25 protein-coding genes and 2 pseudogenes are annotated in these 25,461 nt (G+C 63.5%); 16 read left to right on the plus strand and 11 right to left on the minus strand.

The genetic code is table 11. The features are described from left to right. Genes ABDX79_RS18635 through ABDX79_RS18650 form a run of 4 tightly spaced genes read right to left on the minus strand, consistent with a single transcriptional unit; the run spans position 1 to position 3,416 of the window. Positions 1-699: an alpha/beta fold hydrolase gene (locus ABDX79_RS18635; RefSeq protein ID WP_346221811.1), complete on the minus strand. Its 699-nt coding sequence runs from the start codon at positions 697-699 to the stop codon at positions 1-3. A 12-nt stretch (positions 700-711) separates the two neighbouring features. Next, positions 712-1,896 (minus strand): NAD(P)/FAD-dependent oxidoreductase, encoded by a 1,185-nt coding sequence (locus tag ABDX79_RS18640; RefSeq protein ID WP_346221812.1) that lies wholly within the window; start codon positions 1,894-1,896, stop codon positions 712-714. A 5-nt stretch (positions 1,897-1,901) separates the two neighbouring features. Beyond that, on the minus strand, positions 1,902-2,225 hold the full coding sequence (locus tag ABDX79_RS18645) for a 2Fe-2S iron-sulfur cluster-binding protein (RefSeq protein WP_346221813.1): 324 nt from the start codon (positions 2,223-2,225) through the stop codon (positions 1,902-1,904). Positions 2,226-2,240: 15 nt separating this feature from the next. Continuing rightward, on the minus strand, positions 2,241-3,416 hold the full coding sequence (locus tag ABDX79_RS18650; RefSeq protein ID WP_346221814.1) for a cytochrome P450: 1,176 nt from the start codon (positions 3,414-3,416) through the stop codon (positions 2,241-2,243). 107 nt (positions 3,417-3,523) lie between these two features. Here ABDX79_RS18650 and ABDX79_RS18655 point away from each other — a divergent pair, with 107 nt between their 5' ends. Together ABDX79_RS18655 and ABDX79_RS18660 are read left to right on the plus strand one after the other, a co-directional pair. Then, positions 3,524-4,459 (plus strand): LysR family transcriptional regulator, encoded by a 936-nt coding sequence (locus ABDX79_RS18655; RefSeq protein ID WP_346221815.1) that lies wholly within the window; start codon positions 3,524-3,526, stop codon positions 4,457-4,459. Between the two features lie 55 nt (positions 4,460-4,514). Next, positions 4,515-5,278 (plus strand): annotated as a pseudogene (locus tag ABDX79_RS18660) (IS6 family transposase). Positions 5,279-5,471: 193 nt separating this feature from the next. On the opposite strand, the gene ABDX79_RS18665 reads toward ABDX79_RS18660, so the two are convergent. The 3 genes from ABDX79_RS18665 to ABDX79_RS18675 form a co-directional block, all read right to left on the minus strand. Further along, positions 5,472-7,007: an amidohydrolase family protein gene (locus ABDX79_RS18665; RefSeq protein WP_346221816.1), complete on the minus strand. Its 1,536-nt coding sequence runs from the start codon at positions 7,005-7,007 to the stop codon at positions 5,472-5,474. 148 nt (positions 7,008-7,155) lie between these two features. Beyond that, positions 7,156-8,331, minus strand: a complete 1,176-nt coding sequence (locus tag ABDX79_RS18670; protein ID WP_346221817.1) for a LysR family transcriptional regulator — start codon at positions 8,329-8,331, stop codon at positions 7,156-7,158. Continuing rightward, a complete protein-coding gene (locus ABDX79_RS18675; protein ID WP_346221818.1) occupies positions 8,328-9,203 on the minus strand; it encodes an NAD(P)-dependent oxidoreductase in 876 nt (291 codons plus the stop codon). Before ABDX79_RS18675 ends, ABDX79_RS18670 begins: the two co-directional genes overlap by 4 nt. 150 nt (positions 9,204-9,353) lie before the next feature. Between ABDX79_RS18675 and ABDX79_RS18680 the strand changes: the two genes are divergently transcribed. The 8 genes and pseudogenes from ABDX79_RS18680 (at position 9,354) to ABDX79_RS18715 (ending at position 16,794) form a co-directional block, all read left to right on the plus strand. Then, positions 9,354-10,085, plus strand: a complete 732-nt coding sequence (locus ABDX79_RS18680) for a PIG-L deacetylase family protein (protein ID WP_346221819.1) — start codon at positions 9,354-9,356, stop codon at positions 10,083-10,085. Further along, entirely contained in the window at positions 10,082-11,032 is a 951-nt protein-coding gene (locus ABDX79_RS18685) for a VOC family protein (protein ID WP_346221820.1), read from the plus strand. The genes ABDX79_RS18680 and ABDX79_RS18685 overlap by 4 nt, the downstream gene beginning before the upstream one ends. A 1-nt stretch (position 11,033) precedes the next feature. Further along, a complete protein-coding gene (locus ABDX79_RS18690; protein ID WP_346221821.1) occupies positions 11,034-11,705 on the plus strand; it encodes a 4-carboxy-4-hydroxy-2-oxoadipate aldolase/oxaloacetate decarboxylase in 672 nt (223 codons plus the stop codon). Continuing rightward, positions 11,698-12,753, plus strand: a complete 1,056-nt coding sequence (locus ABDX79_RS18695; protein ID WP_346221822.1) for a 4-oxalomesaconate tautomerase — start codon at positions 11,698-11,700, stop codon at positions 12,751-12,753. The genes ABDX79_RS18690 and ABDX79_RS18695 overlap by 8 nt, the downstream gene beginning before the upstream one ends. Before the next feature lie 73 nt (positions 12,754-12,826). Next, the gene (locus tag ABDX79_RS18700; RefSeq protein WP_346221823.1) at positions 12,827-13,807 is read left to right on the plus strand and encodes a TRAP transporter substrate-binding protein; all 981 of its coding nucleotides are present in this window, start codon (positions 12,827-12,829) and stop codon (positions 13,805-13,807) included. A 4-nt stretch (positions 13,808-13,811) separates the two neighbouring features. After that, positions 13,812-14,321 carry a TRAP transporter small permease gene (locus tag ABDX79_RS18705; RefSeq protein ID WP_346221824.1) on the plus strand — a complete coding sequence of 170 codons (510 nt, stop codon included), beginning with the start codon at positions 13,812-13,814 and terminating at the stop codon, positions 14,319-14,321. After that, positions 14,318-15,628 carry a TRAP transporter large permease gene (locus tag ABDX79_RS18710; RefSeq protein WP_346221825.1) on the plus strand — a complete coding sequence of 437 codons (1,311 nt, stop codon included), beginning with the start codon at positions 14,318-14,320 and terminating at the stop codon, positions 15,626-15,628. The genes ABDX79_RS18705 and ABDX79_RS18710 overlap by 4 nt, the downstream gene beginning before the upstream one ends. A 130-nt stretch (positions 15,629-15,758) precedes the next feature. Then, positions 15,759-16,794, plus strand: a pseudogene (locus ABDX79_RS18715) (IS481 family transposase). A gap of 78 nt (positions 16,795-16,872) precedes the next feature. On the opposite strand, the gene ABDX79_RS18720 reads toward ABDX79_RS18715, so the two are convergent. From ABDX79_RS18720 to dctP, 4 genes are all read right to left on the minus strand, one after another. Next, on the minus strand, positions 16,873-17,706 hold the full coding sequence (locus ABDX79_RS18720) for a shikimate dehydrogenase family protein (protein ID WP_346221826.1): 834 nt from the start codon (positions 17,704-17,706) through the stop codon (positions 16,873-16,875). Positions 17,707-17,728: 22 nt separating this feature from the next. Continuing rightward, positions 17,729-19,024 carry a TRAP transporter large permease gene (locus tag ABDX79_RS18725; protein ID WP_346221827.1) on the minus strand — a complete coding sequence of 432 codons (1,296 nt, stop codon included), beginning with the start codon at positions 19,022-19,024 and terminating at the stop codon, positions 17,729-17,731. Continuing rightward, positions 19,021-19,584 (minus strand): TRAP transporter small permease, encoded by a 564-nt coding sequence (locus ABDX79_RS18730; protein WP_346221828.1) that lies wholly within the window; start codon positions 19,582-19,584, stop codon positions 19,021-19,023. The genes ABDX79_RS18725 and ABDX79_RS18730 overlap by 4 nt, the downstream gene beginning before the upstream one ends. 107 nt (positions 19,585-19,691) lie before the next feature. Beyond that, complete coding sequence (gene dctP / locus ABDX79_RS18735) at positions 19,692-20,693, minus strand: TRAP transporter substrate-binding protein DctP (protein ID WP_346221829.1); 1,002 nt, start codon at positions 20,691-20,693, stop codon at positions 19,692-19,694. Positions 20,694-20,877: 184 nt separating this feature from the next. On the opposite strand from dctP, the gene ABDX79_RS18740 reads away from it, so the two are divergent. The 6 genes from ABDX79_RS18740 to ABDX79_RS18765 are packed head-to-tail and all read left to right on the plus strand — an operon-like array spanning position 20,878 to position 25,319. Further along, on the plus strand, positions 20,878-21,582 hold the full coding sequence (locus ABDX79_RS18740) for a GntR family transcriptional regulator (protein WP_346221830.1): 705 nt from the start codon (positions 20,878-20,880) through the stop codon (positions 21,580-21,582). After that, positions 21,579-22,376, plus strand: a complete 798-nt coding sequence (locus ABDX79_RS18745; protein ID WP_346221831.1) for a sugar phosphate isomerase/epimerase family protein — start codon at positions 21,579-21,581, stop codon at positions 22,374-22,376. The genes ABDX79_RS18740 and ABDX79_RS18745 overlap by 4 nt, the downstream gene beginning before the upstream one ends. Further along, the gene (gene aroQ / locus ABDX79_RS18750; RefSeq protein ID WP_346221832.1) at positions 22,373-22,837 is read left to right on the plus strand and encodes a type II 3-dehydroquinate dehydratase; all 465 of its coding nucleotides are present in this window, start codon (positions 22,373-22,375) and stop codon (positions 22,835-22,837) included. Before ABDX79_RS18745 ends, aroQ begins: the two co-directional genes overlap by 4 nt. Further along, complete coding sequence (locus ABDX79_RS18755) at positions 22,834-23,727, plus strand: dioxygenase family protein (protein WP_346221833.1); 894 nt, start codon at positions 22,834-22,836, stop codon at positions 23,725-23,727. Before aroQ ends, ABDX79_RS18755 begins: the two co-directional genes overlap by 4 nt. A gap of 7 nt (positions 23,728-23,734) precedes the next feature. Continuing rightward, the gene (locus tag ABDX79_RS18760; RefSeq protein WP_346221834.1) at positions 23,735-24,517 is read left to right on the plus strand and encodes a fumarylacetoacetate hydrolase family protein; all 783 of its coding nucleotides are present in this window, start codon (positions 23,735-23,737) and stop codon (positions 24,515-24,517) included. A 40-nt stretch (positions 24,518-24,557) separates the two neighbouring features. After that, the gene (locus ABDX79_RS18765; protein WP_346221835.1) at positions 24,558-25,319 is read left to right on the plus strand and encodes an HpcH/HpaI aldolase family protein; all 762 of its coding nucleotides are present in this window, start codon (positions 24,558-24,560) and stop codon (positions 25,317-25,319) included. Positions 25,320-25,461: the final 142 nt, after the last annotated feature.

Here is a 25,461-nt window from a genome sequence, read left to right on the forward strand (position 1 = left end):
TCAGGCACTCTCCTCTGTCAGGAACGGGATCAGGGCGGCGGCGGTCTGGTCCGGACGCTCGACGGGGGCGAAATGGCCCGCGTCGTCAATCACGACCAGTCGCGCGTCGGGCAGCAGGGCGAGCATGGCCTCGTGTTGGGACACTGGGCTCCATGCGTCCTGTGCGCCCACCATTAGCAGGACGGGGCAGGCGATGTCGGCCAGATAGGCCGCCGCGTCGGGGCGGTTCAAAAGCGCCTTGATCTGGCGTGCGTGGATATCCGGCGACTGGCGCAGGACCATGGCGGTCAGCGCGTCCATCAGGTCAGCGTCGCCGTGGCGGTCGGGATGGACCATGCCGGGCAGCCAGCGGTCCGACAGCGCCTGCATGCCGTTGGCGTGGGCAAAGGCCACGATCTCGTCGCGTTTCGCACGCTCGCCGTCCTTCAGCGGATGGATGCCGGTATCCAGCAGCGCCAGCCTGTCGATCCGGTCCGGCGCCAGCCGCGCCATCTCCATCGCGACGCGCGCACCCATGGAATGCCCCGCCACGCGCAGCCGGCCCTCGGCCAGCGCAAGGCAGTCGCGGGCCATGTCGGTGATGTCGTCTTGTGTCGTCAGATCGGCGACGATGGCGCCGTCCAGCCGGTCCAGAAAGGGCGCCCAGACCGTGCGGTCGCAGATCAGGCCGGGGATCAGGATTGTCGTCGATGCGGTCATGAAATCGTCCTGTCAAAGATCGGCAAGCGCGAAATCGGCGGCGATCAGCGCGGCACGGTCCACCGGCGCGCCGGCCAGCCGCTTGCGCGCCTGCATGTGGGTTTTCGGAGTGTTGATCGTCTCGACCGCCGACAGCCTGTCACCCGCAAAGCGCCAGACGGTGCCGTCCGGTCCCGTCACCGCCTCGTCCTGCGGCGTGGCCAGGCCCGCGATTTGCAGTTTCGCATCGGCCTGATCGGACCAGAACCACGGCACGGCGGAATAGGGATCGTCCGATTTGCCCAGCAACCGGCGCGCGATCAGGCGCGCATGGTCCGTCGCGGCCTGCACGCTTTCCAGCCGCACGGGGCGGCCCGTGACGGGGTCGGGAAAGACCGCGCAATCGCCAAGCGCGGAGATCGCCGGATCATCGGTCAGCAGGCGGTCATCGACGATGATGCCGTTATCGGTGGCAAGGCCCGCGTCCCCGGCCAGCGTGGCGTTCGGCACAACGCCGGCGGCCAGCAGCACCACGTCCGCGTCGACGGTCGTGCCGTCCTTCAGCGCGATGCCGCGATCCGTCACCTGGGTGACCGGAACATCGAGGTGGATGGTATTGCCCAAATCCTGATGAAGGCGCAGGAACCGGTCCGACATCTGCGGCGACACCACGCGCGCCATGAGGCGGGGGGCGGCCTCGGCCACGGTGACGGTGTGCCCCAGACTTGCCGCGACGGCCGCGAATTCCAGCCCGATGAAACCGCCGCCGATGACGGCACACCGCTTCGGGCTGTCCAGTGCGCCGCGCAGCCGCAGGGCATCGTCCAGCGTGCGCAGGTCCAGCGCGCGGTCAACGCCCGGGATCGGCGGGCGCAGGTTGCGGGTGCCGGTGGCAAGGATCAGGTGGTCGTATGAAAACGACCGGTCGCCCGCATGGACCGTCCGGGCGTCTCGGTCGATCCGGTCGATCCAGACGCCGGTCACAAGCGCGATGTCCGATTTGGCAAAGAACGTGTCCGGCCGAAGGCGCAGCGCCTCGGCGTCGCCGGTCTTGAGGTAGGCTTTCGACAGGGGCGGACGCTGGTAGGGCAGACCGCTTTCGCCACCGATCAGGGTCAGGGTGCCTGCAAAACCGTCCTGCCGCAGAGAGATCGCCGCCTGAAGGCCGCCCTGCCCCGCCCCGACGATAACGATCCTGTCCGGCACAGCGACGGCCACGGGGATCAGACCTGATCAGCGGGCAGGTGGATCACCAGCCCGTCAAGGTCGTCCGTCAGCCTGATCTGGCAGGACAGCCGCGACGACGGTTTCACCTCGTCCGCGGCACATTCCAGCATGTCGTCCTCTCCTGCCAGCCGGTCGCCGGTCTTGTCGGTCCAGGCATCATCGACGTAGCAGTGGCAGGTTGCGCACATCATGGCGCCGCCACATTCGCCCACGATTCCGTCGATATCGTTGTTCAGCGCTGTCTGCATCACGCTCGCGCCGACCTCGGCGTCCACTTTCGTTTCGGTGCCGTCGGCGGCGATATAGGTCACTTTGACCATGGCTTGTCCTTTCGGTCAGTTCAGGGTGACGGGCATGTTGATCGGGCCGCGAAAACCGAAGCCGCGCCATTGCACGGCGCTCGGGTCCGGCAGCGTCATGCCCGGAAAGCGTTCGAACAGGGCGGGGATCATTATCTCGCCCACCGTGCGGCGCGCGATATGCGCGCCCGCACAATGATGCGGACCGCTGCCAAAGGCCTGGTGCGGGTTCTTGTCGCGAAAGACGATGAAGTCCTCGCCCTTATCGAACACGTCCTCGTCCCGGTTTGCCGACGCCTGAATGGTCATCACCGTATCCCCCTTGGGGATGTCGAAACCGCCGATTTCGGTGTCTTCCAGCACCAGACGACTGGACGCCTGGATCGGTGCCACCCAGCGCACGCCTTCCTCGAAGGTCTGGCCCCAGGCCTCCTGCCGCTTCACTTCTTCCAACTGGTCGGGGTTGGTCAGCAGGCCGTAGACGATCGTGGCCATCGCGTCGCGCGGTTCGTTGATGCCGCCACCGATGGCGATCTTGAGGTTGGCGTAGATCTGGCTTTTCGGGATGGGGTCGGCGGCGTTGACCATCAGCGAAAAGGCCGAGGGATTGGGGTCGGCCTTGTGACGGTCGACTAGGCTGTCGAAATGGGCGTTCATTTCATCGTTGGCACGGTCGGTGACGGCAAAGGGTTCGGGTTTCCAGCCGAAATTGCCGGCCCCGTCGATCAGGTCCTGCGACCAGCGCATCATCTGCTCGTCCGTCGCCCCGTCGAGGCCGAGAATCTGCGTCAGGATCGCCGCCGACACCGGGCCGCATATTTCGCGATACAGATCCACCGTCTCGCCCTTTTTCAGGCGGTCGAGGTAGGTTTCCGTGATGTCGCGATAGATCTGCGCCCAGTCGGACTTGATGATCTTGGGCGTGAAGGCCAGCTGCATCGCCATGCGCTCGCGCCGGTGTTCGTCGCCGTCCTTGCGCATCAGCGTATGGGCGCGGAACGCCGGTTGCATTGGCGTTTTGGGGTCGTCAGAGCTGAACAGGTCCGGATTGTCCTTAACCAGCTTGGTGTGGGCCGCCTTGGTCAGGAACGTGCGCTTGACCGCCGCGACCCGCACGACCGGCGTGTCCGCCCGCATCCGGCGGTAAATCGGATAGGGATCGTGTGTCAGTTGATCCATATCGACATCGGTGTTCACGGGTGCCAACGGCATCTGCGGTCCTCCTCCCAAAGGTTGGGACAGGCTAGCGCGGTTGGCCGACCCTTGAAATACGATCAAGCAGATCATTGCAATCTGATTTTCAGATCGTAAGATATCGTATGCAGCAGGATGATCTCCTCACGCTCGATCTGCGGGCGTTCCAGGTGCTGGCCACGGTGGCGCAGGCCGAATCCTTTACGCGCGCGGCAGAGGTGCTGGGCATCAGCCAGTCCGTCGTCAGCTACAACGTCGACAAGTTGCGGCAAGTGTTCGACGATCCCCTGTTCGTCCGGGTGGGTGGCCGGACCCGTGCCACGGACCAGTGCCGTGCCATCATCGCATTTTCGGACATCATGATCGCGGATGCGCGGCGTCTGCGCGTCGCGGCGCGGTTCGATCCGGCCACGGCTACAGACCGGCTGGTGATCGCCTGCAACTACTTCGAACGGATGTTGATCGTGCCCCGGGTCGCGACCGCGCTCACGCGGGCCGCACCACTGATGCAGATCGAGATCGTGGATGCCTCCGGCACCGGGCACGAAAAGCTGATGAACCGCGAAGCCGATCTGCTGATCGGTCCGTTCCAGCGTGAAGATGCGGCCTTTTACGCGCGCACGCTCGTCACTGAAAGTTATGCCTGCCTGCTGGACCCTGCGCACCCGATGGCAGACCGGCCCCTGTCACTGGATCGCTATTTGGAGATGGAACATATCCTTGTCACTTACGGGGGTCGGTGGCGGTCAAGTTATCTGACGGAACTGGATCGCAAGGGGCTATCATTGCGGGCCGCGATCCAGATTCCCAGCCCGGCCGGAATCGAGGAGCTGGTGCGCGGGTCGCACCGGGTCGCGACGCTCCCGACGGCCCTGGCACGCCGGATCGGTGGCGGCCTGCGGATACATCCTTTCCCGTTAGCGGCGGAACTGCCTGTCAAGCTGATCTGGACGGTCGAGCAGCACCATTCCGCAAAGTCGATCTGGGTGCGGGACGTGATCGCCAGGACGATCGGCGCCGGACTGGATGCGGTGGGGGCTGTCGAAAACATTTCGGCCTAACGGTTCGGTGACCGTGTTTGTTGATTTTCGGGCTCTTATTGACGGGGGCCTTGCCATGATCCTGAACACGATCGCCGAGAAGCTGAAGCGGGCGTCGAAGGACAACTTCAAGGGACGGCAGTTCGAGGCGTGGCTGATCGTTCAGGCGGTGAACTGAAATCTGCGCTACCCGTTGAGCTATCTTGATCTGGAGGAGATGTTTGCCGAGCGATGCTCTGCGGGCGATCACTCGACGATCAACCGCTGGATTCTGGCCTACGCGCCGCTGATCGAGAAGCGGTTGCGCCGGTTTCGCAAACCCCATTGCGGCCCATGCACGACATTGGCCGGATCGACGAAACCTGTGTGAAGATCCGCGGCCAGTGGCGGTATCTGTAGCGTGCCATCGACAAGCACGGCAACGCTGTTGACTTCCTGCTGACAGCCAAGCGCGATGCTGATGCAGCGAAGCGCTTCTTCCGCAAGGTGCTGAAGGACGAGCCGCTGCCGTCGCCGACGACGGTCGGGACGGATGGCGCAGGACCTTTCCCGGTTGCCATAAGATCGGCTGTCGAGGATCGGCTGCTGCCGCCCAATCCGGTCCACTCCGTTACCAAGCATCTCCAGCAGGGGATCGAGAGCGATCATTTCCGGGTAAAAAGGGCGATGCCGAGGATCGGCGGCTTTCGTTCGTTCAATACCGCTCGGCGAACGATCAAGGGGTTCGAGGCGATGCTATGGCTGAAGAAGGGCTTCGGCATCGCGGGCGAGTGGACCGTTCACGGCCAGAACGATCTCGTCGCGCAGATCTTCGGGCTTCAAAAGATTAACGAAGCCTGAAAACCCCCGCAAAGTCGGGGCTTTCACGTCTCAGAATCAAAATTGCGACAGGCCCCTTGATGGTGCGTTTCCTTCTCAGCATTGGAAGGATCACACTTCACCAAGCCGACGGCGCGTGGTCTTCACCACGTCGCGACCCGCCGCAACGCCCGCCGATGGCCGGGGTCGCGGCGAAGACAGATGGTGGCTTGCCTCAATCGAACAGGGGAACTTCGGCGTCCACGGTTTCGAAAAGGTAGTCGCGCGACGCGATGATCCGGTCGCGCAGGGCTGCGATATCGTGACCCACCATCGCGCCTTTCCACTTCTTGATCTGACCGGCCACCAAAACGGTTTCGACGTTTGACCGTTCCATCAGCGTTACCACCGCACCCGGCGCATTGTTCAGCGGTGCCACGTTCAACGCCGTCGCATCCAGCAGGATGATGTCGGCCTCCTTGCCCGGTGTCAGGGAGCCGGTCTTGTGGTCCAGCTTCAGCCCCCGGGCACCGTTGATCGTGGCGTATCGGATGACGTCGCGCACCTCCATCAGCGCGGGTGCCGCCGTCGGGCCTTGGTCGAGCGCGATCTGGTTGGCCATCATCCGCTGCATGGTGATCGTGCCGCGCATCTGGGTAAAGAAATCGGCCGTCATCGTGCATTCGACATCGGCCGACAGCGACGGCTCTAGGCCCATGTCGATGGTCTTCTGCACCGGCGGCATCCCGTGACGCATGTGCATTTCGATCGGGACCGAAAGCGACACATGGGCGCCGACCTCCTTCACCCGGTCCCACGCCCTGTCGGACATGCCGGTCATGTGGATGAACAGGTGCTTGTCGGTGAAATGCGGGATCAGGCTGTCTATCGTTTCTTGCATGCCCAACGAGCCGACCGCATGAAGGCCGACCATCAGGTCCAGTTCCTTTGCCAGATTCCAGGCGCGCAGCGGATCGATGCCTTGTAGATAGACCTCGCCGCCCATCAGCATGGTCAGCAACTGGTCGTCGGTGCTGAAATAGCTGTCGCGGATCCGGCGGGCATCCTCGGGATAGGCGACATCGGGGCCGTAGCCCTCGAAATAGCCGAACACACCGCGCCGGCCCACGGCCTGCATGCCCTCGATCACCGCATCGGAATGGGCCGGCGAGTGATGGATCTGAGAGACGTCATGAACCGTGGTCACACCCGCATCAAGCTGACTGAGACCGCCGAACAGCTGCGCGATATAGATATCTTCGGGACGGTACACTTTGGAAAACCGGCCCAGGATATCGTCCAGATAGGTCGGCACCCCCGGACGGGTGGCATCGGCGGTCATGATGCCGTTGGGCAGATAGGACCGCAGGGCGGTTTCGAACTGGTGGAGATGCGTGTCCACGAATCCCGGCATCACGACCCGGCCCGTCGCATCGATCTGCGCGGCGTCGCCCGCCTCGATCGACGGCGCGACGTCCAGGATGCGGCTGCCTTCGATCAGCACGTCTCCGGTAAAGTCACCGACCGCGGGATCGAGGCTGAGGATGTGGCCGCCCTTGATCAGGCTGCGGCGGCCGGCCTGGCCGACACCCGCGGGGATGGCCTGGGCGGCGGCGGGACTGGCCAGGAAGCCCGGCAGAAAGGCCATCGCCGCCGCACTGGCGATCGCCGTCCGCAGGAAGTTGCGGCGCGTCGCGCGGGGCTGGCGGTGGGGCAGGCCCAGTTTGCAAAGGTCACACACTGGTATCATCTCTTGGATATGGTGGATCACTGCCGGACTTAAGCTGCCCCTGCAGCATGACAAGGAAAGACAGGCTTGAACTTTGGGCCGGGACCTGGTCGCGTCAGCGCTGCCCAAGGTGCAGCGCATGGTCTGGAAAGACCTCTCGCACGGGCTGGTTGCACCGCAGGCTGCCGGTTCAATCGCCGGGATCGCGCGCGATCGCGCGGCAGGCGTCCAGCAGGTCCTGTTGCGCCGCGGTCGGCAACCATTCGGTGCGGGTCGTCAGGCCGATCGGCCGGCCGACCCAGTCGATCTTCAGATCCAGCGCCAGGATCTGGCCCGAGGCGATCTCGAACGCCGCCTGACCGGAAGATACGCATCCAAGGTGCCGCTGATCCTGAAGCAGTCCGCGCATCAACAGGATCGAACCGGTTTCCACCACCGGCAGCGCGCCGAAATGTCGCGCGATCCGGCTTTCGAACTGGTCGCGGGCCGGCGTGCCCTGGCGCGCCACGACCCATGGATAGCCGACCAGATCCGCGATCCTGACGCCCTGCCGACCGGCAAGCGGATGGTCTGCGCCCGCCACGACACACATGCCATCGTCGAACCAGGGCTCTTGCCTGATATCGGCGATCGGCGCCGGATCGCGGATGGCGCCGATGATCAGGTCGATTTCTCCGCGACGCAGCCCTCTCAGCAGGTCGTTGTAGATACCGTCGATGATCGTAATGTTCTGGTCAGGTCGCATGTTCCGATACCGCGCAAGCGCCTTCGGCAAGAGCGCGGATCGCGACAGCGGCAGCGCCCCGATGACGATTTGCCCGGTGGTGCGGCCATCGAGCTCCGCCAGATCGGCAGCGGCCTGATCCAGTTCCGCAAAGGCCAGCCGGGTGGCAAGCCCCAATGCGCGGGTCGCGCGGGTCGGCACGATGCCATGGGCCGCCCGATCGAACATCTGCCGACCGGCCTCGGTTTCCAACTGGGCGATGGCGCGATGCACGGTCGGCTGGGCAATGCCCAGCCGGCGCGCGGCAATGGTGAAATTCTGCGCCTCGATCACCGCGACAAGCGCGGTCAACTGCGGCGTCGTGGCCGTCAGCGCCAGCCGCGGAGCGACCAGGACCAGGGCCGCATCGAGCCGCGCCAGCGACCGCCGGACCCGGCGGATCAGCACGTCACCGCGCGGCGTGGCGAACAGTCCCTTGCTACTGCGATCGAAAAGAACACCGCGAGAGAGCGCTTCCAGCTTTTGCAGGGCTTGGCTGACGGCCGGCTGCGACAGCCCCATGAGTTGCGCGGCACCGGTGACGGAGCGGCAATCGGCAAGCGCCAGCAGCACCCGCAAATGGCGCAGGCCGGTCCCGTTCACAGCGATCGCAGCAGCGCATCGGCGCGGGCGGCCAGATCGTCTTCGCCGGGCGCTGCCCCGATCGCGGCGATGGCGTCCTGCCATTGCGCCGTTGCCGCCGCCATCCGCCCCGTCAGGCCAAGGGACGCCACGGTGGCCGCCACCTCGCGCATTTCGGCGGCGCGGCGGGTCCCGTGGACCATCATCCTCTCCAGATTGTAGGCGCCGCGCCTGCGCCAGTCGGCCCCGGGATCAGAGGCATCCAGCGAAGCGATGACCGCATCCTCGACCCCCGCGCGGCGGGCGGCAAGGAAACATTCGGCTGTCAGCGCCTCGATCCCCTTGATCATTATCGAGCGCAACATCTTGATCGCAGAGGCTTGCCCCACGCTGTCGCCCGCCGCAACGGGACGCATGTCAAGGGCGGTCAGCACCGCGATCGCTGCAGCGGCGTGCGGCCCCGACACCAGCAGCGGCACATGTTGTCGCTGGGGATGCACGGGGGCCATGACCGCCACATCGACGTAGCGGCCGCCCCCCTGCGTGATGACCCGTTCCGCCGCGCGTTTGGTATCCGGGGCGCAGGAATTGCAGTCCAGCCACAAGGCATCCGGCGCAAGCTGCGGCGCGGCAGCCCTGGCGGCGTCAAGCGCGCGGTCGGCGGTCACAACGCAAAAGACGACCTGCGCACCGTCCACGGCCGCAGCCGCACTCTCTGCCCCCGCCACCGCATATTCCGCATAGCGGGCCAGCATCGTGTCGCAGGTGGCATCGTCATCCGTCTTGCTGTCGAACGCAACGACACGGGGCGGGCGCAACCCGTCCCACCCGCCCAAGAAAGCCGTCGCCGCTTCGCCGAAACCGATAAAGACGAGGTCTTCGTTCATGATCATCGCTCCTCCTGTTCTGATCCCCAGAGTAGCGCGACACGCCGGGTTTTTGCCAGTCGCTATAGCTTTTACTTATGCAATGGTACGGCATTTGAATTGGGACGTGGCCGTCGGCGGTGCTAGACAACCTCAGGATTGTTGAGGGGAGGCACCATGTCCGACAAGACCGCGCTCGTTATTTCCGCACATGCCGCCGATTTCGTTTGGCGCTGTGGCGGCGCCATCGCCTTGCACCAGGAGCAGGGCGTGAACGTCACGGTTCTGTGCCTGTCCTATGGGGAACGCGGGGAAAGCGCGAAGTTATGGAAGCAGGCGGGCATGACCCTGCAAAGGGTCAAGGACGCCCGCCACGCCGAGGCAGAGGCTGCGGCAGAGGCGCTGGGGGTCCACGACCTGATCACCCTGGACATGGGCGATTACCCGCTGGATTTCACCCGCGAGAACAAGATGCGCATCGTCGACGTGATCTGCGACGTGCAGCCGTCCTTCATGCTGAGCCACAGCCAGTACGACCCCTACAACACCGACCACATGAATACGACCAATGCGGTGCTTGAATGCCGGATGATCGCGCAGGCCTGGGGCCACAACCCCGGCCAGAAGGTGCTGGGCGCGCCGCAGCTTTACCTGTTCGAGCCGCACCAGACCGAACAGATGGGCTGGAAGCCGGACACCTTCCTGGACATCACGCCCGTCTGGGCCAAGAAGCGCGCGGCTATCGAATGCATGCAGGGGCAGGAACACCTGTGGGAGTTCTATACCCGTGTCGCCCAGCAGCGCGCCAATCACTTCAAGCGCAACTCCGGCGGGCAATCGGGCGGGCGCGACTGCAAATACGCCGAAGGCTTCCAGTCCATCTTTCCGCGGACCGTGGACACGCTGTGACCGAGAACTGCCACGATATCGCCCATCTGGGCCATGTGGAACTGCTGACCGACCGTTACGACGACAGCCTGCGGTTCTTTACCGAGGTCTATGGGTTGAAGCTGACAGCGGAAGACGAAGGCAGCGCCTATCTGCGGGCATGGGACGATTACGAACACCACAGCCTGCAACTGACACGCTCGCACGCCACCGGCGTCGGCCACATCGCCTATCGCGCCGCCTCGTCAGAGGCGCTGGACCGGCGGGTGGCGGCGATCACGGCGTCGGGCTTTGACGTGCTGGGGTGGTGCGACCCGGTGCCGGGGCATGGCCGCGCGTTTCGCTTCATGGACCCCTTCGGCCATACGTTCGAGATCTATTACGACACCCGGCGCCACGATGCGGGTGCCGATGCGCCCGCGCTGAAGAACGTCGCCTCGCGGTTCACGGGCGCCGCGCCGCGCAGGCTGGATCACGTCAACCTGCTGGCGGGCGATATCGCGGTGTTCCGGAACTTCATGGAAACCTGCCTCGGCAGCCGCGTGACAGAATACATCCAGCTTGACAACGGCCGCATCGGCGGGTGCTGGTTCACCGTCAACAACAAGACCTACGACCTCGCCTGCACCGAGGACCACGAGCGCGGCACCGGGCGGCTGCACCATGTCACCTACGCCACCGACCAGCGCGAGGATATCCTGCGCGCCGCCGACCTGTTTCTGGAGGCGGGCGTCCACATCGAGACCGGGCCCCACAAGCATGCCATTCAGGGCACGTTCTTTCTGTATGTCTGGGAACCGGCGGGCAACCGGGTCGAACTTGCCAATGCCGGTGCCCGCCTGATCCTTGCCCCCGACTGGGACCCCGTCCGCTGGACCGAGGCCGACCGCAAGAAGGGTCAGGCCTGGGGGCTGAAAACCATCGACACCTTCCACACCCACGGCACCCCGCCGACCACGGGAGACTGACATGGCCAAAGTCGTGCAAACCATCACCCGCGCGGATCAGGACGTCATCACGGCTCTTGGCCGGGCCGGGGCCGCCACCGTACACGAGGCGCAGGGCCGGATCGGGTGCCTGTCCAGCAGCCTGCGCCCGATATATGCGGGCGCGCAGATCGCGGGATCAGCCGTGACGATCAGCGCGGCGCCCGGCGACAACTGGATGATCCATGTCGCCATCGAACAGCTGCGCGAGGGCGATATCCTGGTGCTCGCCCCGACCTCGCCCTGCGACATGGGGTATTTCGGCGACCTGCTGGCGACCTCGGCCATGGCGCGGGGCTGTCGCGGGCTGGTGATCGACGCGGGCGTGCGCGACGTGCGCGACCTGACGCAGATGGGCTTTCCGGTCTGGTCGAAGGCGATCAGCGTCGCCGGCACGGTTAAGGAAACCGTCGGGTCGGTCAACGTGCCCATCGTCTGCGGCGGGCAGGCGATCGACGCGGGCGACGTGATAGTGGCCGATGACGACGGCGTGGTGGTCGTGAAACGCGCCGATGCCGCCACCGTCAACGAAAAGGCGCAGGCCCGGCTCGCGCTTGAGGAGTCCAAGCGCAAACGCCTCGCGGCCGGTGAACTGGGGCTTGATATCTATGACATGCGCCCGCGCCTTGCCGAAAAGGGTCTGACCTATGTCTGACGGTATTCCCTGCCTGTGGATGCGCGGCGGCACGTCGAAGGGGGCGTATTTCCTCGCCTCCGACCTGCCCGCCGACGCCGCGGCGCGGGATGCCCTGTTGCTGCGGATCATGGGGTCGCCCGACGCGGCGCAGATCGACGGAATCGGCGGTGCGGATCCGCTGACATCGAAGGTCGCGGTGCTGTCGCCGTCCACACGGGCGGATGCGGATGTCGATTACCTGTTCCTTCAGGTCTTTGTCGACCAGCCGCTGGTCAGCGATGCGCAGGGCTGCGGCAACCTGCTGGCCGCCGTCGGCCCCGCCGCGATTGAACGCGGTCTGGTCGCCGCGACGGGCGATGAGACCCAGGTCCGAATCCACATGGTCAACACCAAAGAAGTGGCCGTGGCCACGATCCGGACACCGCGGGGCCGTGTCAGCTATGACGGCGATGCGCGCATCGACGGCGTGCCCGGGTCCCACGCGCCCGTGCCGCTTATTTTCGACGCGCTGGCCGGGTCGATGTGCGGCGCGCTGCTGCCGACGGGCCGTGTCGTGGACAGGATCGACGGCATCGCATGCACCCTGATCGACAACGGGATGCCCTGTGTCGTGATGGATGCAGGCGACTTTGGCCTGACGGGGCAAGAGAATCGGGACGCACTGGACGCGGATCAGGCGCTAAAGGCGCGGCTGGAGGCGATCCGCCTGCAGGCCGGGCCGCTGATGGCTCTGGGCGATGTTGCGGAGAAAAGCGTGCCCAAGATGACGCTGGTCAGCGCATCGCCCGACGCGGTCATCGACACCCGGTCGTTCATTCCGCATCGGTGCCATGCGACCATCGGCGTCTTTGCCGCCGTGACCGTGGCCACCGCCTGCACCTTGCAGGGCTCGCCCGCCCGGCGGCTTGCATCACTGCCGGACGGCGATGTGTTCCGCATCGCGCATCCGACCGGCGCCGCCGAGGTCATCCTGCGGCGCGCGCCCGACGGTACCGTCACGCAGGCCGGGACCCTGCGCACCGCGCGCAAGCTGTTCGATGGCCGCGTCTTCGCGGCCCCCGACTGACGTCACGGCGTCGGACACCTACGACCGCCGGGGTCGAATGCCCCGCCGCTTCATCACCAAGGGAGGAAACCACATGATGAACCTGCTCAAGACCGCCTGTGCCGCCGGCGCTATTCTGGCCGCTGTCCCCGCCCATGCCGAAACCCTGTCGATCGCGCATTTCGTGCCGCCGCAGCACACGCTGACGAGCGCTGTCATCGATCCCTTCATCGCGGCCGCCACCGCCGACGGATCCGATCTGGAGTTCAGGGTCTATCCGGGCGGCGAACTGGGCGCAGGCCCGCTGGAACAATACGTCCGCGCCGTGCAGGGCGTGGCCGACATCGTCTGGGGCCTGCAGGGCTACACGTCGTCGCAGTTCGCAAAGACGATGCTGGCCGAACTGCCCGGCGTCAAGACAGAAGGGCGGAACGGCTATGACATCCTGTGGGATGCCTATGACGCCGGCATGCTGACCAGCGAATTCCCGGCGACCGTGCCGCTGGCGCTGTGGCTGTCGGAGCCCAACATCTTCATCATGAAGGACCACGACATCCGCACGCCCGCCGATGTGCAGGGCCTGAAGATCCGCGTGTCCGGCTCTGCCGCCGCGCGCGTGATCGCGGCGCTGGGCGCCACACCCGTGCAGATGCCCGCGAACGAGATCTACAACGCGCTGCAGACCGGCCTGATCGACGGTATCGTGACCGGCGCCTCTGCCGTGGGCGACTTCAAGTTGGACGAGGTGGCGAACAGCTACACCACCGGTCCGGCGCTGGGGCAGATCTCGTTCTATTTCGTAATGAACGCCGCGAAATACGACGGGTTGAGCGAGGCCGACAAAGCCGCCGTCGACAGCATCAAGGGCCGACCGCTGTCGCAATCCGCCGAGGATGGCTGGAACGCCAAGGCCGACGCGGTCCTGCAAGAGATCCAGGCGACCGGCGACAACACGGTGATCATGCTGTCGGCCGAGGAAGCCGCGCCCTTCAACGCCATCACCGAACCGCTGGGTGAGGCGTTAGCCGCCGAAGTCGGTGGCGAGGACGTTCTTGCCGTGATGCGTGGCAACTGAGACGATGCTTGACCGTCTGGACCGGTGGGCGGCGGGGCTGACAAGCCTTGCCGCCCTGATCGGCACGCTGGGTCTGATCACGGAAGTGGTCGTGATCCTTGCCGATGTGATCGGGCGCTATTTCGGAGCGCCGATTTCGGGTGCGCAGGATGTCTCCACGATGGCGATGGTGATCCTCGTCTTCGGCGGCATGGCGCTGTGCGACCGCACCGGCGGTCACATTGCCGTCGATCTGTTTGAAGGTGTCATGCCGCACTGGATGCGGCATGCGGGCGATGTGGTGTCAGCCCTTCTGGGGGCGGTGATCTTTATCGGCATCGCCTGGACGATGTGGGAAAGCGCGCAGCTGTCCCGCATGCTAAACCTGGCCACCAACATCATCCAGTTGCCCAAGTTCTGGTTCCAATACGCGGTGATCGCGTTTTCCCTGATCGCCGCCTTCGGGATGGGTCTGCGGGCCGTCACGCTGATGTTCGGTGCACGCCGCGGCCGCAGGGTGGAGGATGTGATATGACCGATGTGACCACCGGCCTGATGGGCATGGCGATCCTGCTGGTCCTGCTGGCCCTGCGGGTGCCGGTCGCCTTCGCGATGTTCGGCGTCGGCTTCGTCGGGATCTGTCTGTTGCGGGGCTGGGATGCCGCGACCAGCCTGCTGGCCTCGGAAAGCTTCACCCTGGGATCCTCTGCCGAACTGGTCGTCGTGCCGCTGTTCATCCTGATGGGCAACGTGGCGACCGAAACCGGGATGAGCCGCAAGCTCTATGACGCGGCCTATGCGCTGATCGGGTCAGTGCGCGGCGGTCTCGCCTCGGCCACGGTGATCGGCTGCGGCGGCTTCGCCGCGCTGTCGGGGTCGTCGGTCGCCTCCGCGCTGACCATGGGCAAGGTCAGCCTGGCCGAAATGGAGCGGTTCGACTACAACCCCCGTCTGGCCGCGGGATCGGTTGCCGCTGGGGGCACGCTGGGCATCCTGATCCCGCCCTCTACCGGCTTCGTGATCTACGCGATCCTGGCGCAGGAAAGCATCGGACGGCTGTTTCTGGCAGGGGTCCTGCCGGGGCTTTTGCTGCTGGGCATGTTCGTGGCGACCATAACCTTGATGTGCTGGTTCAACCCGAAACTGGCGCCTCGAGGCCCGCAGACCACCCTGCGCGAAAAGGCCGGGGGTCTGGCCGGTGCGACGCCGATCGGTGTCGTGATCCTGCTGACAATTGGCGGCATCTATGGGGGGCTTTTTTCCCCGGTCGAGGCGGCCGCAGTCGGCGCGGGTCTGGTGATAATCTGGGGGCTGGTGACAAGATCGCTTGGATTGGCGACCCTGTGGAACGCGTGCAAGGATTCCGTGGTCACGACGGCAACGGTCATGCTGATCCTGATCGCGGCGCATATGATCAACCCGTTCCTGGCCCTGTCGCATATCCCGCAGGCAGTCGGGGAATTCCTGACGGCACTGAACATGCCGGCCATCGCCGTGCTGGGCCTGATACTGCTGTGCTACATGGTGCTGGGCTGCTTTCTGGAAGGGTTCGCGATGCTGGTGCTGACGATGCCGATCTTCTTTCCGGTCATCACGGCGCTGGGGATCGATCCGATCTGGTTCGGTGTGCTGGTCGTGCTGACGCTGGAAATGGGGCTGATCTCGCCCCCCGTGGGGATCAACGTGTTCATCGTGAAATCCGTGGCCCCGAGCGTGCCGCTGGGCCAGATCTTTCTGGGCGTCATCCCGTTCTGGATCGCGATGTTCGTGACCTTGCTGCTGCTGATCGCGTTCCCGGCCATTTCGCTTTACCTGCCGGATACGATGATCACGGGGGGCTGACGGACCCCGCGCCCCCGTGGAAAAGACAACACCCGCCGAATCGCTCCGGCGGGTGTTATCATCTTGTCCTTAGCTGTTTGATCCCAGGTTTTGATGGTGCACTCTTTTCATACGAATGGAAGGAAGCATTATAGGGCAGATTCAGCATGGGAGCGCCACGACGACTGCGGCAGTCCGTCGAGCGATGCAGCATAGTCAATAGAGCCGGAGGGCGTTGTCCCGACGCTATGGGATCAACCCGAAGACCGTCGCCAAGTGGAAGAAGCGGACCTCAACGGTTGATCGCCGAACCGGGCCGAAGGAGCCCCATTCCACGGTTCTGTCGCTTAAGGACGAGGCGGTCCTCGTTGCCTTTCGCGGCCATACGCTATTGCCGCTCGATGACTGTCTCTATGCCCTCCAGCCGACAATCCCGCATCTGACGCGGTCATCCCTGCATCGATGCCTGCAGCGCCACGGCATCTCGCGGTTGCCGGAGGTCGAGGGCGACAAACCCAAGCGATCCCAGTTCAAGCGCTATCCGATCGGTTACTTCCATATCGATATCGCCGAAGTTCGAACCGAAGAAGGCAAGCTTTACCTGCTCGTGGCGATCGACCGGACCTCGAAGTTCGCCTTCGTCGAGCTGCACGAGAAAGCGACGCGACGTGTTGCGGGAAACTTCCTGCGGGCTCTCGCCGCTGCCGTTCCATACAAGATCCACACCGTCCTGACCGACAATGGAACGCACTTCACCGATCTTTCGGGGAACGGATGGACTCCCGAGGACATCAAAGCAATGCGGGCGGAAAAGGTCCTCTTTCGATGCCATGCCTTCGAAGGCGCCTGCGCCGATCTCGATATCGAACATCGTTTGACGAAGCCGCGTCACCCATGGAGTTCGAGGGGACAAGAAAACGATCCAGTGAATCGTTTTCCCCGAGAACGGCCAGGTCGAAAGAATGAACCGAACGATCAAGGACGCGACCGTCAAACGCTTCCACTACGACAATCACGACCAACTTCGGCAGCACCTCACGGACTTCGTCGCAGCCTACAATTTCGCGCGTCGTTTGAAGACCCTAAGAGGCCTCACGCCCTTCGAGGCCATCTGCAAAGCTTGGACGGAAGAGCCGTTCAGGTTCATTCTTGATCCGCACCACCAAATTCCGGGACCGAACATCTAACCACACGTCTAAGCGAAGTTTGCAAACCTTCGCTCCACTCGAAGCTGACCAGCTTGACGCGTCGAAATTTGCAAAGGTTCAGTATGCGATCCGTGCCACGCTACGCAATTCCTCGGCGGTCGTCGTGCGGAAGCCGAAGAACTCCAGATAGGCCGGGATCTGCTCGAACAGCATGTCCGTACCAACCTGGAAAGCACATCCACGCTCTCGGACGGCCTCAAGAAACGGCGTGATCTCCTGTTTCATCACCACTTCGCCGACGAAAGTCGAAGGTGCGATGCGAGTCACGTCCATCGGAAGCGGATCGCCTTTCTGCATGCCGAGGGGCGTCGCGTTCACCACCATGTCGAAGCCCAATGGGTCCTTCGAACCGACTGAAACGGTCAGCGCCGGATAGTGCTGGCGCAGCCGATCTGCGAGAGCTTCCATTATGGGGACATGGTTGTCGAAGACGGCGATCTCGCTTACCCCCGCAGCGGCGAGCGACGCGGCGATGGCCGAGCCAACTCCGCCGGCCCCCACCACGAGAACCCGGGCTCCCGCCAGCGCGGCACCCTTGCGCAGGGCGCCCCGCACGAAGCCCTCGCCATCGAACTGATCGCCGATCAGCCGTCCATCGGGTCCGAGGCGAACGGCATTGCATGAGCCGGCGACGCGGGCCGTGGTGCTGGCCTCGTCCAGCAAGGCCATGGTCGTGACCTTGTGCGGCATCGTGACCAACGCGCCGTGGATATTCGAAAGGCGGAAGGCCAGCCGCAGAAAATCCGGATAGTCCTCAGCCTTGCAGCCCATCGGGACGACCACCGCATCGATGCCGTGCTTCTCGAAATACGGATTGTAGATCATCGGTGCCCGAAAGGACTCGGTCGGGTGGCCAAGATGGGCGATGAGACGGGTCTTGCCTGAGATCATGGAATCCGGTTCTCGTGTGAAGTTAGCCGGCATAGCCGAAGAGTCGGGGAAGGAAGAGGACAATATCCGGCACGAGAATCATGACGACGAGCGCGCCGATGAGAACGCTCAGGAAAGGCAGCACCTCGACGATGATGTCCCGAAGCGGGATGCCAGTGACCGCATTGATGACGAAGAGCAGGATGCCGTAGGGCGGCGTGATCAATCCAATCATGCAGTTGACGACGACCACCACGCCGAAATGGACGAGATCGATACCTAGAAGGTTACAGGTCGGGATGAAAAGCGGCACGATGACCAGGATGATCGTCGTCGCATCCAGCAGGCATCCCAGGAGCAAGATCAGTATGTTGACAGCGAGAAGGAACATCAGCGGCGAGACGTTCACGTCCACCAGATAGGCGCCGAGCGTCGAGGGGATGTTCTCAGATGCAACGATGTAGTTCAGGATCAACGCGCCGCCGATCACGATTCCGACCGCCGCCGACGATCGGGCGCTTTCCACGAGGATCGTATAGAGCGTCTTCAATCTCAGCGTTCGGTAGAAGAAGCCCGACAGCAAGAGCGCATAAGCCGCGGCGACTGCGGCGGCCTCGGTCGGCGTCGTGACACCACCATAAATACCATAGAGCAGGATCGCAGGCATCAGGAGCGCGGGAAAGGCGCGTCCCGTAATGCGAGGCAACTCGCGGATGGGCGTCGGCGGCTCGGTCATGAAATTGCGGCGATGTGCGCTCCACCAGTTCATCATCATCAGCACCGCGCCCATGAACAGGCCGGGCAGTATGCCACCCATAAACAGAGCGCCGATCGAGGCGTTCGAGACAAGCGCGTAAAGAACCATCGGAATCGAAGGCGGGATGATCGGTCCGATCGTCGCGGAAGCCGCGGTCAGGGCCGCCGCATAGCCGGCGGGGAAACGTCCGTCCTTGCGCATCATGTCGATGATAATCCGGCCGATGCCGGCTGCATCGGCCACGGCCGATCCGGACATGCCCGAGAAGATCAGGGAGGACATGACGTTGACGTGGCCGAGGCCGCCCTTGAAGCGGCCAACCGTGGCAACGCAGAAATTCAGCAGCCTCTCTGAGATCGTGCCGGCATTCATTATGTTAGCGGCGACGATGAAGAGAGGAACGGCAAGCAGCAGGAAGCTCTGATAGATGCCATCGACGAGGACCCTGCCAACAATGCCTGTCGAAGAGCCGGTGGCCAGCATGTAGGCAATCGAAGCCACAATGATCGCGTAGGCGATGGGCATGCCAATGCCGGCGATGAAAAACAGGGTGCCAATCAGGACAAGAAATTCGAAGCTCATGTCCGGCGCTCCTCGTTCTCGTCAAGCGCGTGCGGCACAGCGGGCAATTCGCGATCCGGACCATGCCGGAAAGTCGCCCATGCCCGCAGGAGATAGCGGAGCCCGACCGCTCCCAAAAAGACGAAGTAGATCGAATAGATCGGGAACATATTGATAGGCAGCGTGGCCGAGCTTCTCAGGTGCAGAAGCCTCATACGATCATAGGTCGGGCCGACCGAAGACCAGAACGCCGCAGCGATGATCAGCGCGCCGGTGATCGCGAGGACTGTCCGAGCCTTTCGACCCACGGCGTAATAGATGATGTCGAAGGTGACGTGGTCGTGGTCTCGCACCACGAACGCGTTGCCCCAAAAGATCGTCCAAAGCCATAGTACGAGGATGAACTCGACGGTCCAGCCAAATTGGGCGGCATCGACCGGCCCAAAGACCGCGGTGAACCATGCCGAGCCCGTGGCGTAGCGAACGAAGATCTGCACTATGAACGTGCCGAAGATGGCCGCCATCATCAACGCAGCAACGCCCTCCGCTCCGTGACGGAACCATCGTCCCAAAGCTGCCATCACTTGTCTGCCCTTCCCCGAAACTTGTTCCGGCCGCCTTGGCCCGCACGCGTGTCGCATAAGGGCCGTGGCCCGGCTGGAAGTCGGGTCACGGCCATAGGGCTGGATCAGTTACCGAGCGCGTTTACCTTGTCGAGAACACCCTCCGGCCATGCAGCGCTCAGATCGCTGTCCAGATAGGCAGCCTGCACCGCTTTGCGGAAGGCAGCGATGTCGGGCTCGTAGACAGCCAGGCCCCGTTCCTTCAGGATCGATGCCGACTCTTCCTCCTTGGCCAGCTGCGCAGTGCGCCCGCTATCGGCCGCTTTGACGGCAGCTGCGGTAATGGCCTCCTGCTGCTGCGCGGACAAACTGTCGAAGAGCTCGGCCGAGATGGCGATGAAGTTCCAATCGACGAGATGCGAGGTCAGCACGATCTGGTTTGTGACTTCATAGAACTTTGAATCCACGACTGTTGGCAACGGGTTTTCCTGACCGTCGATCGCGCCGGTCTGAAGCCCCATATAGACTTCCGAGAAGGCCATGGGCGTGGGGTTGGCGCCGAGCGCACGGCCGAGGAACTGCCAGGCATCAGTGCCTGGCATGCGAAGGTTCACGCCGCTCAGATCGGCGGGTGTCTTCACCTCCAGTTCGTCTTTGGTCTGGCGCAGGTTTACCTGACGGCGACCAAGATACATCGGAGCCAGCAGACGAACGCCCAGCTCCTCCTCGACCCGCTCCTTGAAGGGATCCATCAGCGGATCCTTGAAGACCGCGACCTGATGGTCGGCATCCTGCAAGACATAGCCGGCTGCAAAGACCGACCATTCAGGAAAGAACGTCGCCAGCTCCTGTGCCGAGGTGATCGACATTTCGATGTCACCCGAAGCAATGGCCTCAAGTTCGGAGCCCTGCGCGATGAGGGTTCCGTTCCAGTGAGGCTCGAACTTCGCAAAATCGGAAACCGCCGGCCCGAAGACCTCGGTCATTGCAATGGCGCGCTGATCGGTCTCCGAGTTCACCGCTGACAGGCGTAGGGTAATCTCGTCCTGCGCGAAAGCGTTCGTGCCGGTCACAGCCAGGACGGCTGTCGCCGCCAGCATGGTGTTGCGGATGATCTCAAAACACATCGTTTTCCTCCCTCGATGATTTTAATAGGTCATGCGACATGCCGCACAGCCAGGTCCTCCGAACATATCGATAGAGCAAAATTTCGATCGCGTCGACAGAAATCGATTTTACAAGATAAAATATTTTTTTGGCTCTTACATCGATCTCTCGATGTGGCTATCCTCTGCCTGGAGGAAGGGGCTTATGACCACACTGGACATGCTGAAAATGAGGAACGGAAAGGCGACGATGGCGCACAGGGTCGAGGCTGCTCTGCGCAACGACATCCTGCACGGCACTTTGCTCCCCGGTTCGCGCCTGAACCTCGACAGCATGCGCGTTCAGATGGATGTAGGCCTCTCCCCGCTGCGTGAGGCGGTCACGCGGCTCGTCGCCGAAGGCTTGGTCGAAGTCGCGGCGCAAAAGGGCTACACGGTCACCCCGATCTCGCTCGCCAATCTCAACGAGGTCTCAGCGCTCCGAGTCGAGCTGGAGCCTTACGCTCTGCGCAAATCGATCGAGAATGGCGGGCTGGATTGGGAGGCGGACGTCATGGGTGCACTGCACCGCCTGAACCGAACCGACCGCATTCCGGGCAACGCCGCCAGCCTTGCCGAATGGGAAAGCGCGAACAATGCCTTTCATCTGACCTTGATCAAGCGCTGCGACATGCCGCTTCTTCTTAAAATCTACCATTCGCTCGTCAGCATGAACGATCGATATCGCCACATCTATCTCAAGGCGGCAGGGGTTCAGCGCGAAGTGATCGAAGAGCACACTGCCATTGCCGAAGCCGCCGTGGCGCGCCAGGGGGACCGGGCTGCCGCGCTGCTGACGGGCCATATCGAGCGATCCACGAACAATCTGCGGGCCCTCATCGCCGCGGCCTTGCCGAAAGACGCGACATGATCCGTCCTCTCGGCCTCGGCCATTTCACGTTTCTCTCTTTACCCCCGACCGAACTGGTGCGGCTTGCGCGCGGGGCCGGATTCGATTTCGTGGGCTTGCGCTTCCAGCCCGTCAGGCCTGGCCAGCTTCACTGGCTGCCGAACGAGACGGAGCAAAGAGAGCTTCGCCGGGTCATGGAGGGTGAGGATATCGGCCTTTACGATATCGAGACCGTCGTGATCGAAGAAAATCTTCGCCCCGAGACTCTGATACCGGCGATGGACACGGCGGCGGCTTTGGGCGGAAAGCGTATCAACACCTGCGCCGATCGCTTCGACGGCCTGTCCGACCGCTTCGCGCAGATCTGCGAGCTTGCGGGGCAGCGCGGCCTCGGGGTTGATATCGAATGCATGGCCTGGCGCGGGATCGACAGCCCCAAGGCCTGCCTCGAGCTGATCGCCGAGAGCGGCGCGGCCAATGCCGGCTATCTCGTCGACGCGCTGCATCATAGTCGCTGCGGCGGAACGCCCGCCGAGATCGCCGCCATGGCGCCGGAGCGAATCGTCTCGGCGCAGCTTTGCGATGCATCGAATTTGGCCCCGACCGGCACCGAGGCCCTGATAGCGGAGGCGCGCGGCGGGCGGCTGGTCCCCGGCGAGGGCGCCCTGCCACTGTCCGAACTTCTCGGCGCCCTGCCGGCTCATGCGGTGCTTTCAATCGAACTGCCATCAGCCTCGGACACGCGGCCGCCGCTGGAGCGGGCACGGGCGATCCACCAGGCAACCATGACGCTATTGAAAAAGGTGCAAGAGTGAAGACGATCCTCGTTCTGAACGGACCGAACCTCAACCTTCTCGGCCAACGCCAGCCCGAGTTGTATGGCCGCGAGACGCTGGCGGATGTCGAGCGCATCTGCCGGGCCGTCTGCGCCGAGGGCTATGACGTCGAGATGAAGCAATCGAACCATGAGGGTCAGCTCATCGACTGGATCCACGAGGCACGCATGACCACTTGCGGCATCGTCATCAATCCAGCCGCATTCACACACACCTCGATTGCCATCCTCGACGCTTTGAACACGTACGACCCTCCCGTGATCGAGGTCCATATCAGCCAGATCCATAAGCGCGAGGCGTTCCGACATCACTCCTACGTCTCGCACCGCTCCGACGGTGTGATCGCGGGTCTCGGGACGGAGGGCTATGCCGCCGCCGTGCGCCGCCTCTGCCAAATCGGATGGGTCTCGCCCGCTACCATGGAGGGGGGCTTCAAATGACGATCATTGCGAACGAAGCCGCGGTGACGCCTGCGGTCCTGAAGGTGATGGAGCAGACAAACGATCCTCGGCTGCGCGAAATCATGACCAGCCTCGTGTCGCATCTCCATGGCTTCGTCCGCGACGTGGGCCTGACGGAAGCCGAGTTCCAGCAGGCGACCAGGATCCTCAACACGATGGGTCAGCAGACGAACGAACGGCACAACGAATTCGTCCTGATGGCGGGCTCGCTCGGCGTCTCTACCCTGGTCTGCCTTCTGAACAACGGCGATCACGGCGCGACCGAAACGACGCAATCCCTGCTCGGCCCCTTCTGGCGGATGAACCAGCCGCTCACGGAAAACGGCGGCTCGATCCTGCGCTCTCCAACGCCGGGACCAAGGCTCTACGGCCGTTTCACCTTCGTCGACCAGGCGGGCCTGCCTATCGAAGGGCTCGAGGTGGATATCTGGCACGCCTCGCCCGTTGGACTCTATGAGAACCAGGATGAGAGCCAGGCCGAGTATAATCTGCGCGGCAAGTTTTTGACGGGGCCGGATGGCGTGGTGCGCTTCACCTCGGTCAAGCCCATCGGATATCCGATCCCGACCGACACGACCGTCGGCAAGCTGCTCGACGCGCAGAACCGTCATCCTTACCGGCCTGCCCATGTCCATGTGCTCGCGCACAAGCAGGGGTTCAAGACGCTGATCAACCAGACCTATGTGGACGAAACCGACATCTTGACCTCGGACGTCCAGTTCGGGGTGACCGACGCCCTCATCGGCAACTTGGAAAAGCACGACGAGCCCCATCCAGAAGATGGCGATATCGGCGAGTGGTACAGCCTCGAGCATAGGCTGATGCTCGAGCCGGGCGAGTCGCGTCTCCCAATCCCACCCATCAAATGAGACCGCAATGCTGAGCGAGAACGAACGACAGAAAGCCGCCGACGCCATCCTTGAGGCCGAGCGGTCCCGCAAGGTCTGTCCCCAGCCTTCAAAGACTTGGCCCGAGATGACGATCGAGGACGCCTACGATGTCCAGCGCCGGTGGGCAGAGGCGCGGATCGCACAAGGTGCTGCGATTGTCGGCCGCAAGATCGGCCTGACCAGCCGCGCGATGCAGCAGGCCTCAAAGATGACCGAGCCGGACTACGGCGTGATGCTGGACGACGCGCTCTATTTCGACGGCGCCCGCATCAAGGCCGGGACTTTCATCAAGCCCCGGCTCGAGGTGGAACTGGCCTTCATCATGGGAGAGAATCTGTCCGGCCCTGGCTGTCAGGTTCATGACGTTCTGCGCGCGACCGAGTTCGTCCAGCCCGCGCTGGAGATCATCGACTATCGCACCGAAGTACCGCGGCAGATCGTCGACACCATCGCCGACAACGCGGCCTTCGGGGCGATCGTTCTTGGGGGGCGCACCATTCGCCCCTTCGACGTTGATCTGCGATGGGTAGCCGCAACGCTGGCGCAGAACGGCGTGATCGAGGAATCCGGCGTTTCGGCCGCCGTCATGGGGCATCCCGCGGCGGGCCTCGCCTGGCTGGTGAACAAGCTGGCGCCCTTGGGGGGCGGGCTGAAGAAGGGCGACATCGTGCTAGGCGGCTCCTTCACCCGGCCGGTCGACATTTCCTCGGGCGATGTCATCTTTGCCGATTTCGGACTGCTCGGCTCGATCGGCGTCGGGTTCGAATGATGGGCCGGATGCGCAATCTCCAGCAACGGGAGCAACACTGATGGAACTGCCCAAAAATGCATTCAAGAAAGCCCTTCGTAAGGGGGAGGTCCAGATCGGGCTCTGGAGCTCCTTTGCGGACCCTTCGGTTGCCGAACTCCTGGCCGGCTGCGGCTACGACTGGATCATGTTCGACACTGAACACTCCACCTCCGGTCCGCCTGAGGTCATCAATCTCCTTCGCGCGGTCGAGCCCTATCCCGTGACGGCGGTGGTGCGCCCCGGCTGGAACAACCCGGTCGAGATCAAGAAGCTGCTTGACGCCGGAGCGCAGACGCTTCTGATCCCCTATATCCAGAATGTCGACGAGGCCCGCGCCGCCGTCTCGGCCGTGACCTATCCGCCCAAAGGCACCCGCGGCGTTTCCGGGATCAGCCGCGCCACCCGCTATGGCACCGTCGCCGATTATGCCACGCGCGCCAACGACGAGATCTGCCTTCTGCTACAGGTCGAAACGCGTGAGGCGCTGGGGAATCTCGACGCTATCGCAAGCGTCGAAGGCGTCGACGGCGTGTTCTTCGGACCGGCGGATCTTGCCGCAAGCTTCGGTTTTCCGGGTCAACCTTCCCATCCCGAGGTCAAAGCTGCAATCCTCGACGGAATACGGCTGCTGAAAGACCGCTCTGTTCCGGCCGGTATTCTCTCCTTGGACCAAAACTTTCTCAAAAAAGCCCGAGACGCCGGCGCAACTTTCATTGCCGTCGACGTTGACAGCGGGCTCCTGCGCCGTACTGCCGAAGCGCGAAGGGCCGAATGGGCTTAAGCGGCTCACTAGGCCACGTGGACAAAGGTTGACGTATTTCCGTTTGGTTGATTCAAGGCTGCCATTTGGAGGCAGTTTTGGGCGAACGCATTGGGATATCCGACGAAGACTGGGCGATCATCGAGCCCCTCCTGCCTGCGGA

It is taken from the genome of Fulvimarina fulva, assembly GCF_039652615.1.
In the GTDB taxonomy this organism is placed as follows: Bacteria; Pseudomonadota; Alphaproteobacteria; order Rhizobiales; family Rhizobiaceae; genus Fulvimarina.